Below are 13,499 nucleotides of genomic sequence, written 5' to 3' on the forward strand. Positions count from 1 at the left end.
GATTAACGTCCTTTAAATTCCGGTTGGCGTTTTTGCAGGAAAGCATTGATGCCCTCCTTACGATCTTCGGTCGCGCTCAGCAGGGTAAAGAGCTGGCGCTCCTGTTGCAGACCCGCATGCAGCCCCACTTCCTGCGCCTGGCGCAGCGCCTGTTTTGCCGCCTGTAATGCCAGCGGCGAGTGGCGGGCGATGGTTTTCGCCAGTTTCAGGGCATATTCGAGGGTGAGTCCCGCCGGGTGGATGTCGCTCACCAGTCCAGCCTGCTGCGCCTGGCGGGCGTCAATTGCCTCGCCAGTCAGTACCATGCGGCTGGCGAGCGCCTTACCGACGCTACGAATTAAACGCTGGGTGCCGCCTGCGCCCGGCATAATGCCAAGGGTAATTTCCGGCAGGCCGAAACGGGCGTTATCCCCCGCCACCACCGTGTCGCACAGCAGCACGAGCTCGCAGCCTGCGCCCAGCGCGTAACCGTTGACGGCGGCGATCAGCGGTTTATTGAACGCGTCAATGCGCGCCCATAAACGCGGGCGAATATCGTTGAGCGTGGCGGGCAGATCGTTGGCCGCCATTTCGTTGAGATCGGCTCCGGCGGCGAAGAAACGCTCGTTGCCGGAGATCACACAGGCGGAAATCTCCGGGTCGCCCGCGGCGCGTTCCAGTTCGCTGGCGATGTTTTCCAGCAGCGCATTGTTCAGTGCATTACGCGCCTGCGGACGATTCAGCGTCAGCAGCAGCACGCGCTCATGGCGCGCAACGATCAGTTCGCTCATGCCATCCCCTTCGCGTCGAAATCGACAATCACGCCATCGCCTTTCGGCAGCGCCTGGCAGCTCAGCACATAGCCCGCCGCCACTTCGTCCGGCTCAAGGCTGTAGTTAGTCGCCATCTCCACTTCACCGCGCAGCACTTTACATTTGCAGGTGGCGCAAACGCCGCCTTTGCAGGCATACGGCAGATCCGCGCCCTGACGCAGCGCGGCATCAAGAATGCTGTCATCTTCTGCGTTGAGGGAGATCTGACGGTCGCGGCCATCGTGACGAATGGTGACGCTGCGCCCTTCAGCCTGCACGGTAGAGACGCGTTTAACGATGCTGCCCGGCGTGTTAAAGCGCTCCAGGTGAATCGCTTTTTCCGGCATTCCCAGATCGCGCAGGGCGATTTCCGCCTCATCCATCATCGCCGCCGGGCCGCAGATAAAGGCTTCATCAAGCTGATCGAACTGCACCAGATTGCGCGCCAGGGCGTGCAGCTTTTCACTGTTGATATGGCCGGACAGCAGTTCGCTTTCCACCGTCTCCTGGCTGAACAGGTTGATCAGTTGCAGGCGCTGCGGGTATTTATCTTTCAGGTCGGCCAGCGCCTGGCGGAACATCATGCTCTGGCTGCTGCGATTGCCGTAAATCAGGGTGAACTGGCTGTGGGTTTCGATGGCGAGCGTGGCTTCGATAATCGCCAGCATCGGCGTAATGCCCGAGCCCGCAGCAATCGCCAGATAGCGTGCGGTGCGCTCCGCCTGTGGCTGGTAGCCGAAGTGGCCCTGCGGCACCATCACCTCAAACGCCATGCCCTGTTTGATATCGCTCTGGGCAAAGCGGGAAAAACGCCCGCCTTCGATGGCCTTCACCGCCACGCTAATCTGCCCCGGCGTAGCGGTGCGGCAGATGGAGTAACAGCGGCGCAGCTCTTCCCCGCCCAGGCGGGTTTTCAGCGTCAGGTGCTGACCGGGACGGAAAGCGTAGGCCTCCCGTAACGTGTCGGGTACGGCAAAAGTAATGGTCACCGCATCGCGGGTTTCCGGTTCCACTTTTGCCACCGTTAGCGAATGAAACGTCGTCATGGCAACCTCAAATACATTTGAAATAGTCGAAAGGTTCGCGGCAACTGTCGCAGCGGTAGAGCGCTTTGCAGGCCGTGGAACCAAATTCGCTGATAAGCGAGGTGTGAGTGCTGCCACAGCGCGGGCAGACCACATCCTCAGGAACCGATGCGTGGCAGGCGTGGGCCTGCGGCGGGCTAATGCCATACTGGCGCAAGCGCTCGCGGGCATCGGCGTTCATCCAGTCGGTGGTCCAGGCAGGGTCAAGTTGCAGCACGATATCTACCGGGGTGAAGCCATGCTCGGTCATCACCTCGCGGATTGCCCCCAGCAGATGCTCCGTCGCCGGGCAGCCGGAATAGGTTGGCGTAAAGCCAATCACCCAACCGTCACCCTGCGGCGCAACGCTGCGCACCATACCGAGATCGGTGATGGTTAACACCGGCACTTCCGGGTCGGGGATCTCGCTCAGTACGCGCCAGATCTCATGCACTTTCGAGGGTGCTATCGCGACAATTCGTTGCACGTTGACCTCCTGATTACCACTGCTGCGCGGGGTAGATGCGTTGCAGATACTGCATTTCCGCCAGCATCGGCCCCAGATGTTCCGTATGCAGACCCTGTTTCCCGCCGGTACGGAAAGCGTCTTCTTCCGGCAGTTGCAGGCAGGCATCCGCAAGCGCGCCGCGCACGGTGCTCTCCCATTCGTCTTTCAGTTCACGCACGTCTACGGCGATCCCCTGTTCGATCAGTTCCAGATCCACGGCATCCACCTCGAAAAGTTCGCCGGTGAAGCGCCAGATGTTGTTCAGCGCCTGTTGCATCTTCTGCGCCGACTCCGGCGTACCGTCGCCCAGACGCACCAGCCAGCCGCGGCTGAATCGCAGGTGATAGCGAACTTCTTTAATCGATTTGGCGGCGATGGCGGCGATTTGCGCATCACGGCTCTGCACCAGGCGGCTGTAGAGCGCCACATGCCAGGCATCCATCAGGAACTGGCGGGCGATGGTGTCGGCGAAGTTGCCGTTCGGCTGTTCCACCAGCAGCAGGTTGCTGAACTGGCGCTCTTCGCGACCGTAGGCCAGCGTGTCTTCATCGCCGTTGCCGTAGCATTCGGCGGCATAGCTGAGGAAGTTGCGCGCCTGACCAAGTAAATCGAGGCCAATATTGGCCAGCGCCAGGTCAATCTCCAGCTCCGGCGCATGGCCGCACCAGGCGCCCAGACGCTGCGAGAGCACCAGGCCGTTGTCACCCAAACGTTGGGCGTAAATCGCGACGGAATTTTTAGTCATCACCCACCTCACATGTGCTCGATGCCATCAGGGATGGTGTAAAAGGTCGGGTGGCGGTAGACCTTGCTTTCCGACGGGTCGAAAAACTCACCGCGCTCTTCCGGCTGGGAGGCGACGATTTCGCTCGCCTTCACCACCCAAATGGAGCAGCCTTCATTACGCCGCGTATAGGCATCGCGCGCGTTTTCCAGCGCCATTGCGTCATCGGCGGCGTGCAGGCTGCCAACGTGACGGTGGGATAACCCCTGTTTGCTGCGAACAAAAACTTCATATAAAGGCCAGTAAACATTGCTCATCGTGCTTCTCCTTATGCCGCATTGCGGGTTTGTTGTTTTTGCGCATGCGCCAGTGCGGCTTCCCGCACCCACGCGCCCTCTTCCCAGGCTTTACGCTTCGCGCCCAGGCGTTCGTGGTTGCATACGCCGCGGCCGTGGATCACTTCGTTAAATTCTTGCCAGTCGATTTCACCAAAGCGGTAGTGGCCGCTTTCTTCATCAAATCGCAGGTCTGCATCCGGCACCGTCATGCCGAGCATTTCTACCTGCGGAATGGTGTTATCAACGAAACGCTGGCGCAGTTCGTCATTGGTAAACAGCTTGATGCGCCACTCCAGGCTCTGGGCGCTGTTTGGCGAGTTGTCGTCGTTTGGCCCGAACATCATCAGCGCCGGCCACCAGAAACGGTTGATGGCGTCCTGCAACATCTGACGCTGTGCTTCACTGCCCTGCGCCAGCGCCATGCAGGCTTCGTAGCCCTGGCGCTGATGGAAGCTCTCTTCTTTACAGATTTTCACCATCGCCCGGGCATACGGCCCGTAAGAGGTGCGGCACAGGGCCACCTGGTTGACAATCGCCGCGCCATCGACCAGCCAGCCGATAACGCCGATGTCCGCCCAGGAGAGCGTCGGGTAGTTAAAGATGGAGGAGTACTTCATGCGGCCGTCGAGCATCTTCTGGTAGATGTCTTCACGGGCACAGCCGAGGGTTTCCGCCGCGCTGTAGAGATAGAGGCCGTGCCCCGCTTCGTCCTGCACTTTTGCTAACAGGATGGCTTTACGACGCAGGGTCGGCGCACGGGTGATCCAGTTACCTTCCGGCAGCATGCCAACAATTTCAGAGTGGGCGTGCTGGCCAATCTGGCGGATCAGGGTTTTACGGTAGGCGTCGGGCATCCAGTCCTGCGGTTCGATGGCCGTTTCCTGCGCGATGCGCTGGTTAAAGCGTTGTTCTTCTGTCACGTCATCACCTTTTATGATTCCAAAAACATTCACACAAAACATATATGCGAATCACTTTATGCTTTAAAAGTTACGCGTTAGTTAAATAAAACCACAAATTTTGTTTGTGAATTATGTGATGACACTCGCAAACCATTTAACAAAATCTTTTAAAAACATGAATATAAGCAATTTAAAAAGTCACACCACGATCACAATGTTAAAAAATCATTAAAATTCAGCTTGCGATTTATGATTCACAATTTAACTATGTATAACGAAATCACGTAACATTTGGAGATTAGCGATGCAGCAGTTAGCCAGCTTCTTATCCGGCGCGTGGCAAACCGGCCAAGGGCGCGCCCGTACCATTCATCACGCCATCAGCGGCGACGCGCTGTGGGAAGTCACAAGCGAAGGGCTGGATATGGCGCAAGCCCGCCGCTATGCCATTGAGAAAGGCAGCAAAGCGCTCCAGGCAATGACCTTTATCGAGCGCGCCACGATGCTGAAAGCGGTGGCGAAACACCTGTTAGCGGAAAAAGAACAGTTTTATGCGCTGTCGGCGCAAACGGGCGCCACGCGTGCGGATAGCTGGGTGGATATCGAAGGCGGGATCGGCACCCTCTTCACCTACGCCGGGCTGGGCAGCCGCGAACTGCCGGACGACACCCTGTGGCCGGAAGATGAGCTGATCCCGCTTTCTAAAGCGGGTGGATTTGCCGCACGCCATGTGCTGACCTCCAAATCGGGCGTGGCGGTGCACATCAACGCCTTTAACTTCCCCTGCTGGGGAATGCTGGAAAAACTGGCCCCAACCTGGCTTGCCGGGATGGCGGCAATCATCAAACCGGCAACCGCCAGCGCACAACTCACCCAGGCGATGGTGAAATCGATTATCGACAGCGGGCTGGTGCCGGAGGGCGCGCTAAGCGTGATTTGCGGCGGCGCGGGCGATCTGCTCGAAAAGCTCGACAGTCAGGATGTGGTGACTTTCACCGGCTCGGCAAACACCGGGCAGCAACTGCGCGTGCATCCGAACATTGTGGCGAAGTCGATCCCGTTCACCATGGAAGCCGACTCACTGAACTGTTGCGTACTGGGTGATGACGTCACGCCTGAACAGCCGGAATTTGCCCTCTTCATCCGTGAAATTGTGCGCGAGATGACCGCTAAAGCCGGGCAAAAATGTACCGCGATTCGCCGTATCATCGTGCCGCAGCGGCAGATCAATGCCGTCAGTGAAGCGCTGATTGCGCGTCTGGGAAAAATCGTTGTTGGCGACCCGGCGCAGGAAGGCGTGAAGATGGGCGCGCTGGTGAATATCGACCAGCGTCAGGATGTGCAGGAGAAAGTGGATTTGCTGGTTGCCGCGGGATGTCAGATTTTGCTTGGCGGCAAAGCGGACGAGAAAGCCGCCGGGGCGTTCTTCCCGCCAACATTATTGCTTTGCCCGCAGCCGGATGAGATCAAAGCCGCGCATGCCATTGAAGCCTTCGGCCCGGTGGCGACACTAATGCCGTATCAGAATCGCGACCATGCGCTGGCGTTGGCGCGAGCAGGTGAAGGCAGCCTCGCGGGCACGCTGGTAACAGCCGACTGCGCGCTGGCGCGTGAGTTTATTCTCGGTGCGGCGCGGGCGCACGGGCGTATTCAGGTGCTGAACGAAGAATCAGCGAAAGAATCAACCGGACACGGTTCCCCGCTGCCGCAACTGGTACACGGCGGGCCGGGTCGCGCGGGCGGCGGTGAAGAGCTGGGCGGGTTACGCTCGGTGAAACACTACATGCAGCGTACCGCCATTCAGGGCAGCCCGACCATGCTCGCCGCCATCGGCAAACAGTGGGTACGCGGCGCACAGGTCAACGAAGATCGCGTCCATCCATTCCGTAAATACTTCGAAGAGATCCAGCCCGGCGACAGCCTGCTGACCCACCGCCGCACAGTCACCGAGGCGGATGTGGTGAACTTCGCCTGCCTGAGCGGCGATCACTTCTACGCGCACATGGATAAACTCGCCGCCGCCGAATCATTGTTTGGCGAGCGCGTGGCGCACGGTTACTTCCTGATTTCCGCCGCTGCGGGGCTGTTTGTTGACCCCGGCGTCGGGCCGGTGATCGCCAACTATGGCATGGAAAACCTGCGCTTTATCGAGCCGGTAAAACCAGGCGACACCATCCAGGTGCGGCTGACCTGTAAACGCAAAACCATCAAGCGCCAGAAAACGACGGAAGAGACGCCCACCGGCGTGGTGGAGTGGTCGGTTGAGATCTACAACCAGCATCAGCAGGCGGTGGCGCTGTATTCGATCCTGACGCTGGTAGCGCGTCAGAACGGGGATTTCTAAGGCGCACAGCCCCTCTCCCGCAGGGAGAGGGAACTGCCCGAGCCCATTTCTCAAACCTGCGCTGGCTTTCTCCCTCTCCCTGCGGGAGAGAGCCGGGATTAGGGGGTATCTCCGCACAACCATGCCTCCCCGGAGGCATTTTTTCTATCTGGCAAAACTGCCCAATAACCTGGCAGGTGCAGGCAAACTGTTTTACCGCAGGGCTGATAGGGTGAAAGCGTTAAAAACCGCCCGCGAAGAGCGGTTGCGAGCGAGAAACACAACAACAAGACGAGGTTTATAATGGGAAGCTCCTCTATTCTTTCTCCCCGTAAGACGGCTCTGGCGCTGGCCATCGCCCTGTTTTGCGCCTGGCAATCCCCGGCATTCGCCCACGGCGGCGAAGCCCACATGGTACCAATGGATAAAACGCTGGCCGACTTTGGCGCTGACGTGCAATGGGATGACTACGCACAAGTTTTCACGCTGATTAAAGATGGCGCTTACGTTAAAGTAAAACCGGGCGCGAAAACCGCCATTGTCAACGGCCAGCCGCTGAAGCTGCAGGTGCCGGTAGTGATGAAGGACAACAAAGCCTGGGTTTCTGATACCTTCATCAACGATGTGTTCCAGTCCGGCCTTGACCAGACCTTCCAGGTGGAGAAAGCCCCGCATCCGCTTAACGCCCTGAGCGCAGACGAAATCAAACAAGCCGTCGAGATCGTGAAAGCGTCGCCCGATTTTAAACCGAACACCCGCTTTACCGAGATCTCCCTGCGCGCGCCGGAAAAAGCCGCCGTGTGGGCGTTCGCGCTGGAAGGCAAAGCCATCAACGCGCCGCGGACAGCCGATGTGATCATGCTGGATGGCAAACACATCATCGAAGGCGTTGTTGACCTGCAAAACAAAAAAATCCTCTCCTGGCAGCCAATTAAAGACGCGCACGGTATGGTGCTGCTGGACGATTTCGGCAGCGTGCAAAGCATCATCAACGCCAGCACGGAATATGCCGAAGCGCTGAAAAAACGCGGCATCACCGACCCGAAAAAAGTAATTACGACTCCGCTTACCGTGGGTTATTTTGATGGCAAAGATGGCCTGAAACAGGATGCGCGTCTGCTGAAAGTGATTAGCTATCTGGACGTCGGCGACGGCAACTACTGGGCGCACCCGATAGAAAACCTGGTCGCTGTTGTTGACCTGGAACAGAAAAAAATTGTGAAGCTGGAAGAAGGCCCAGTGATCCCGGTGCCGATGGCCGCGCGCGCCTACGATGGCCGCGACCGCGTCGCCCCGGCGGTGAAACCGCTGGATATCATTGAACCGGAAGGGAAAAACTACACCATCACCGGCGATATGATCCACTGGCGCAACTGGGATTTCCACCTGAGCATGAACTCCCGCGTCGGGCCGATGATTTCCACCGTCACCTTTAACGACAACGGCACCAAACGTAAGGTGATGTATGAAGGTTCGCTGGGTGGGATGATCGTGCCTTACGGCGACCCGGATATTGGCTGGTACTTCAAGGCGTATCTGGACTCCGGCGATTACGGCATGGGCACCCTCACCTCGCCTATCGCGCGCGGCAAAGATGCGCCGTCCAACGCCGTGCTGCTTAACGAGACCATCGCCGATTACACTGGCACGCCGACCGAGATCCCGCGCGCCATCGCCATTTTCGAGCGCTACGCCGGGCCGGAGTATAAACACCAGGAGATGGGCCAGCCGAACGTCAGCACCCAGCGCCGCGAACTGGTGGTGCGCTGGATCAGCACCGTCGGCAACTATGATTACATTTTCGACTGGATCTTCCACGAAAACGGCACCATCGGCATCGATGCAGGCGCAACCGGCATTGAAGCGGTGAAAGGCGTGAAGGCCAAAACCATGCACGACCCGAGCGCGAAAGACGACACCCGCTACGGTACGCTGATCGACCATAATATTGTCGGCACCACCCACCAACATATCTATAACTTCCGTCTCGACCTCGACGTGGACGGCGAGAACAACAGCCTGGTGGCGATGGATCCGGTGGTGAAACCGAACAGCGCAGGCGGCCCGCGTACCAGTACCATGCAGATCAATGAGTACGCCATCAGCAACGAGAAGGACGCGGCGCAGAAGTTTGACCCCGGCACCATCCGTCTGCTGAGCAACCCGAACAAAGAGAACCGCATGGGTAATCCGGTCTCTTACCAGATTATCCCTTACGCGGGCGGTACCCATCCGGTTGCTAAAGGCGCGCAGTTCGCCCCGGACGAGTGGATTTATCACCGCCTGAGCTTTATGGATAAACAGTTGTGGGTGACGCGTTATCACCCTGACGAGCGCTTCCCGGAAGGGAAATACCCGAACCGCTCAACGCACGACACCGGGCTTGGGCAGTACACCAAAGACAATGAGTCGCTGGACAACACCGATACGGTGGTGTGGATGACCACCGGAACGACGCACGTCGCCCGCGCCGAAGAGTGGCCGATCATGCCGACCGAATGGGTGCATACGCTGCTGAAACCGTGGAACTTCTTTGATGAAACGCCAACGCTGGGGGCGAAGAAGAAGTAAGGTTAATTGGGGGAAAACGGCGCTAAGCGCCGTTTTTTGGTGGGGATATGCTCTTATTCATCTTCCTCTTCTGACTCGATGTGTTCAATAATTACGTCTTAACCCTGCCTTGAATACCTTATCATTCGTCAAAATATTAATAGCGATGTGCCTACCCTGTGCGTCTGCCATTAAGGTTTACGGCAACAATCGACCAGCATCACCGTATTCATGATTTTGGGTTGATTTTTGATGTATTCAAGACTCTCGACCTCAAAATATTAACCCCATAATTATTTTCTATTTTATTAAAATCATTTATACAAAAATCACTTGCCGATTCAATAAGATGAACTAACGTAGAAGTCAAACCATAGCATCCATCATTACCAAATAATAAAACAAGTGCATTTGCTTCTTCTCTTGATATAGGCGGTGAAATGCTATCTATTATTTTTTGATATTTATCATATACAGAAATGTCCTCATTATCTTCTGATGGCAGTTGCCCCATACTGATTAAATCAACAACAGCTTTCCTCATTATTAGCCACCTCTTTTTATTAATTAGTTCAGGGAAATTCGAAAGATTTGATGCCTTATATTGGTGTCCTCCCCCATTGACACATGCTCCCCCCCCTTTAAAGAACGGCTTTCCACATCAACCCGGTTCAAAAACCACACTACCACTTCTCTACCCTTCAATCACATCAATTTACACACGCTACCGCCACACCCTGATACATTACGATCTGCCCGCTCCTGCCCTATCACAAACATCAACGACGAAAAGACTTTACATATCTGCTGGCAGGATATTATTTATTACTATTTTATAACCATCATCAATAAAACATATATTTCACCACAAACCATGATTACAATAAATAATTATCCATCATCGCTTCAATCTCTCCTTTCGGGCGAAATTCCTAAATAAGACGCCAGCCAACAGAAGTGGTTTCTGGATAATAATAATCAACACAATGTTCTTTCGGTTTTTAACCAACACATAATATGATTATGTCTCTACGCTAATGGATTGCCGCCTGCGTTCTGCTTCTGTTTTTTGTCATGAGTTGCAGCCTGTATTCCTTATCTGGGCTTTGTTGAATAAATCGAACTTTCAGGAGATTGGCGGATCTGATCGCTACAGTCGTTTCAGCATCGGGTCCCTATGGCAAAGCAAAAGTTTAAAATCACCAACTGGTCAGCCTACAACAAGGCGCTCAGGCTGCGCGGTTCGCTGACGGTCTGGCTTGATGAATCCGCTATTGCAGCATGGACTGACAATGCGCAGCCTGAAGGCCGCGACCGACCGCGCCACTACACCGACATAGCTATCACTACGGTCTTTATGGTGAAGCGCGTGTTCAACCTGCCGCTCCCAAGGCCCCGTTGACTCGATATTTACGCTGATGGACCTGTCGCTGTGCTGCCCGGACTGTTCTCCGGTCAGCAAACGGGCAAAGAGCGTCAACATCAGCATAAAAACGCCAACTCGTGGTGAAATCTCGCCCTCTATTAATACAGGGCGAGAACATGAGTTAAATTTGTGTTAACCCTTTATATCATCATCACGAAATCCAGGTTCTGAACAGGTTGCGAGCACTTCCCCCCATACACGTTCCCTGATTAACGATGCTTTACCGAACTGACTATATGTTCTGCTATTTCCTTAAGTTCATCAGGCGAAATTCGTGGATGACCCTCTGCATAGTCTGAATAACTGGTGATAAAAACCTGCAAATCGGGTTCTTTTGTGCTGTTTTTAGGATCGGCGCGAACAAATGCCAGATAGCCATAATCTTTGTCTCCATCTTTTCGTGTAACCTCAAGAAAAGAGCCGGAGCCTTTTCTGCCATCCATTGTCACACTAAACCAGCCCGGAAAAAGGAGTTTCCTTTTTTGTTCGGGATACAGCATATAAATATTGTTCCACATCCATTTGGCATAGTCTTTGGCATCATAATTCTTCATTCGCTCAAAATTAGAATCCTGTGGAATCATACCAGGAAATTGATAACTGGCATCCTGGAAGAGAATCATTACATCCGGGTGATTATTCATTCGATACATGACTGCCATACTTCGTTCTTCATTCCCGGAATCATTAGATATAAATCCGTATGGCAGGCAAAAACCCTGACCTGAAGGAATTTCAAAGAGTTTTCTCGTCTGAAAATGCGCCAAAAAAGGAATTGCACTTGATTCCGTTGAAAAATACTCCTTAGCCCCCGGAAGGATAATTCCATCATATATTTTCATAAACTGATATAATCTATTTTCTTTTTTTAGAAAAAACGAATGATATTTTTCGTATGAAAGAAAAAAAGAATCCGGATAATAAGAAGTTATTTTATACTTATGGTAATTATCTGAAAGTAATTCTTCAACTTGTTTCTGGTATTCATTGAGATCCATAAAATCATCTCTGGAAACCATTACTTTATATTTCCCGTAATAAAACCCGGCATAATCACCCTCAATATTTTTACCTTGATAGCCATATTCGTGAAATTTACCAAATATAGAACCAGATGATGAATCTTTAGTTATGATTCTCTCAGCAGGGTAAAGCCCAACTTCTAAATCACCGGGTAATTGCAATTGATAGTATCCGACACATTCATTCTTCCATACAGTATCACCCGCACAAGAAACGCATGAATAAAGTAATAACAATGATAGTAAAATCACCTTCTCCATTTTACACCTCATTTCAATTTCATATTTTTGATTTATGGTATATATAAACCTGGTTAACAATCTCCATATGATAATCAACTAAATTATTCTCACCTTCAGTCCAGTGAATGGGTAATATGGTTATATATCCTTTTATATCACTCAATGCACCCAGGTCATTATTATTATATTTTCTCCAGAAAATCGCTGTATTCTCCGGCAGCACCCCCTAACATAGCAACACCCAAAAACACTCTAAATACACGATTATTGAACAATGGACGAAAAGCTTTCAATGCTCTTAATATCCGTAAGATTTTTTTCATATCACCCACCAATATCGCCTTTTAATTTAAAATATTTGACTCTACAGATCCATAAATCTCTCCCCTTGCAATATTCGCTCCAGTGCCCAATTCACCACTGGCTCCGTAAAATTAGATTTTCAATATTTACCCCTCCGTATTTAAAACATATTTCTTATGTGCTCTCGTTAGCTTCTCTGAATCCCCCCAAAAAAATATTCAATGCACATTGCTTAAATTATAAATTTCATATCCATTTGTATCAGGGAGAGCATCAGAGGAGTAAGTTTCCTTTGTGTTATCGTAAATAACATACCTACCCTGCCACTCGCCTACAGCATTATCATTTTTAATGATAATTAATGTATTAATTTTACCAAACCAGACAGATTCAGGTATATTTCTCTCTGCAAAACAAAACCAATCAGGTTTAACTTCTACTTTAGTCATGGCTATCAAACCTGTTATCAGGCATCCTTTAATGTATGGCGAACCATAATTTAAAGCAAAAATAAGAGAATGATTTATACATTTCGCAAGAACAAGATCTCCAGAAGTTTCTTTTCCTTCAAGGAAGGCATTCACAATAACGTTATCGAAAACCAAATAGGGAGTATCACCATCAATTGTCCTTAATGAAATCAGTTTAACTTCAAGCCCTTCATTTAACTCACATGTTTCAATGTCTTTAATAGTTCCAGATAAACAATAAAAAGGCATCAACAGAAAAATCAATAGATAATAATTGAGACGCATATTAATTCCAAATAAAAATATAGATTAAAAACCCAGATTTCCCCTGATCAGAAAAAATATCATCATAGATAACGCTTTGCACCTAATAACTTTTCAAATTAATTAAAAATTGTGAACCATTATCTCAAAAAGAAAATAATAATATTTTTATACCAACAATTCACTAACTTTAACAGTATTACATCCTCCACGCCCCACAAGAACCGATGCGAGGCGGTTACTTTCCATAACTATTTGCCACATCAATACAGCCAAAAAACCGCACCACCACTTCTCTATCCTTCAATCACATCAATTTACACACGCTACCGCCGCACCCTGATACATTACGATCTGCCCGCTCCCACCCTATCACAAATAGCAACAACGAAAAGGTTTTGCATATCTTCCGGCAGGATATTATTTATTACCATTTTATAACCATCATCAATAAAACATATATTTCATCATAAACTATGATTACAATAAATAATTATCCATCATCGTTTCAACCTTTCTTACGGGCGAAATTCCTAAATAAGACGCCAACATACAGAAGCGATTTCCGGAT

At 51.9% G+C, this 13,499-nt stretch carries 12 protein-coding genes and 1 pseudogene; 3 read left to right on the forward strand and 10 right to left on the reverse strand.

All coding sequences use genetic code 11. The annotated features are described in order from the left end of the window. Window positions 1-2 precede the first annotated feature (2 nt). From paaF to paaA, 6 genes are read right to left on the reverse strand one after another with little or no spacing between them, the layout of a single operon-like run. Window positions 3-770 carry a 2,3-dehydroadipyl-CoA hydratase PaaF gene (paaF, locus tag VSR74_RS03110; protein WP_347793346.1) on the reverse strand — a complete coding sequence of 256 codons (768 nt, stop codon included), beginning with the start codon at window positions 768-770 and terminating at the stop codon, window positions 3-5. Continuing rightward, window positions 767-1,837, reverse strand: coding sequence for a 1,2-phenylacetyl-CoA epoxidase subunit PaaE (gene paaE, locus VSR74_RS03115; RefSeq protein WP_347793347.1), 1,071 nt, complete (start codon window positions 1,835-1,837; stop codon window positions 767-769). The genes paaF and paaE overlap by 4 nt, the downstream gene beginning before the upstream one ends. 7 nt (window positions 1,838-1,844) lie before the next feature. Beyond that, window positions 1,845-2,342, reverse strand: a complete 498-nt coding sequence (paaD, locus tag VSR74_RS03120) for a 1,2-phenylacetyl-CoA epoxidase subunit PaaD (protein WP_347793348.1) — start codon at window positions 2,340-2,342, stop codon at window positions 1,845-1,847. A gap of 13 nt (window positions 2,343-2,355) precedes the next feature. Then, window positions 2,356-3,108 carry a 1,2-phenylacetyl-CoA epoxidase subunit PaaC gene (gene paaC / locus VSR74_RS03125; RefSeq protein ID WP_347793349.1) on the reverse strand — a complete coding sequence of 251 codons (753 nt, stop codon included), beginning with the start codon at window positions 3,106-3,108 and terminating at the stop codon, window positions 2,356-2,358. Between the two features lie 8 nt (window positions 3,109-3,116). Further along, window positions 3,117-3,404, reverse strand: coding sequence for a 1,2-phenylacetyl-CoA epoxidase subunit PaaB (gene paaB, locus VSR74_RS03130; protein ID WP_015964556.1), 288 nt, complete (start codon window positions 3,402-3,404; stop codon window positions 3,117-3,119). Window positions 3,405-3,415: 11 nt separating this feature from the next. Beyond that, complete coding sequence (gene paaA, locus VSR74_RS03135) at window positions 3,416-4,345, reverse strand: 1,2-phenylacetyl-CoA epoxidase subunit PaaA (protein ID WP_347793350.1); 930 nt, start codon at window positions 4,343-4,345, stop codon at window positions 3,416-3,418. A 286-nt stretch (window positions 4,346-4,631) separates the two neighbouring features. On the opposite strand from paaA, the gene paaZ reads away from it, so the two are divergent. Both paaZ and tynA read left to right on the forward strand, forming a co-directional pair. Further along, entirely contained in the window at window positions 4,632-6,671 is a 2,040-nt protein-coding gene (gene paaZ / locus VSR74_RS03140; RefSeq protein ID WP_347793351.1) for a phenylacetic acid degradation bifunctional protein PaaZ, read from the forward strand. Between the two features lie 282 nt (window positions 6,672-6,953). Further along, complete coding sequence (gene tynA, locus VSR74_RS03145) at window positions 6,954-9,221, forward strand: primary-amine oxidase (RefSeq protein WP_347793352.1); 2,268 nt, start codon at window positions 6,954-6,956, stop codon at window positions 9,219-9,221. Window positions 9,222-9,429: 208 nt separating this feature from the next. Here tynA and VSR74_RS03150 read toward each other — a convergent pair whose 3' ends face one another. After that, window positions 9,430-9,744, reverse strand: a complete 315-nt coding sequence (locus tag VSR74_RS03150; protein WP_347793353.1) for a hypothetical protein — start codon at window positions 9,742-9,744, stop codon at window positions 9,430-9,432. A gap of 633 nt (window positions 9,745-10,377) precedes the next feature. On the opposite strand from VSR74_RS03150, the pseudogene VSR74_RS03155 reads away from it, so the two are divergent. Next, window positions 10,378-10,717 (forward strand): annotated as a pseudogene (locus VSR74_RS03155) (transposase); the annotation flags it as partial. 118 nt (window positions 10,718-10,835) lie between these two features. Here the strand turns inward: VSR74_RS03155 and VSR74_RS03160 are convergent. The 3 genes from VSR74_RS03160 to VSR74_RS03170 all read right to left on the reverse strand — a co-directional run bounded on the left by VSR74_RS03160 (window position 10,836) and on the right by VSR74_RS03170 (window position 12,949). Next, on the reverse strand, window positions 10,836-11,909 hold the full coding sequence (locus tag VSR74_RS03160) for a T6SS immunity protein Tli4 family protein (RefSeq protein ID WP_347793354.1): 1,074 nt from the start codon (window positions 11,907-11,909) through the stop codon (window positions 10,836-10,838). Between the two features lie 164 nt (window positions 11,910-12,073). Continuing rightward, the gene (locus VSR74_RS03165) at window positions 12,074-12,223 is read right to left on the reverse strand and encodes a hypothetical protein (protein ID WP_347793355.1); all 150 of its coding nucleotides are present in this window, start codon (window positions 12,221-12,223) and stop codon (window positions 12,074-12,076) included. Window positions 12,224-12,412: 189 nt separating this feature from the next. Beyond that, on the reverse strand, window positions 12,413-12,949 hold the full coding sequence (locus VSR74_RS03170; protein WP_347793356.1) for a hypothetical protein: 537 nt from the start codon (window positions 12,947-12,949) through the stop codon (window positions 12,413-12,415). Between the last annotated feature and the right edge of the window lie 550 nt (window positions 12,950-13,499).

It is taken from the genome of Pseudocitrobacter cyperus, assembly GCF_039889165.1.
Lineage (GTDB): Bacteria > Pseudomonadota > Gammaproteobacteria > Enterobacterales > Enterobacteriaceae > Pseudocitrobacter > Pseudocitrobacter cyperus.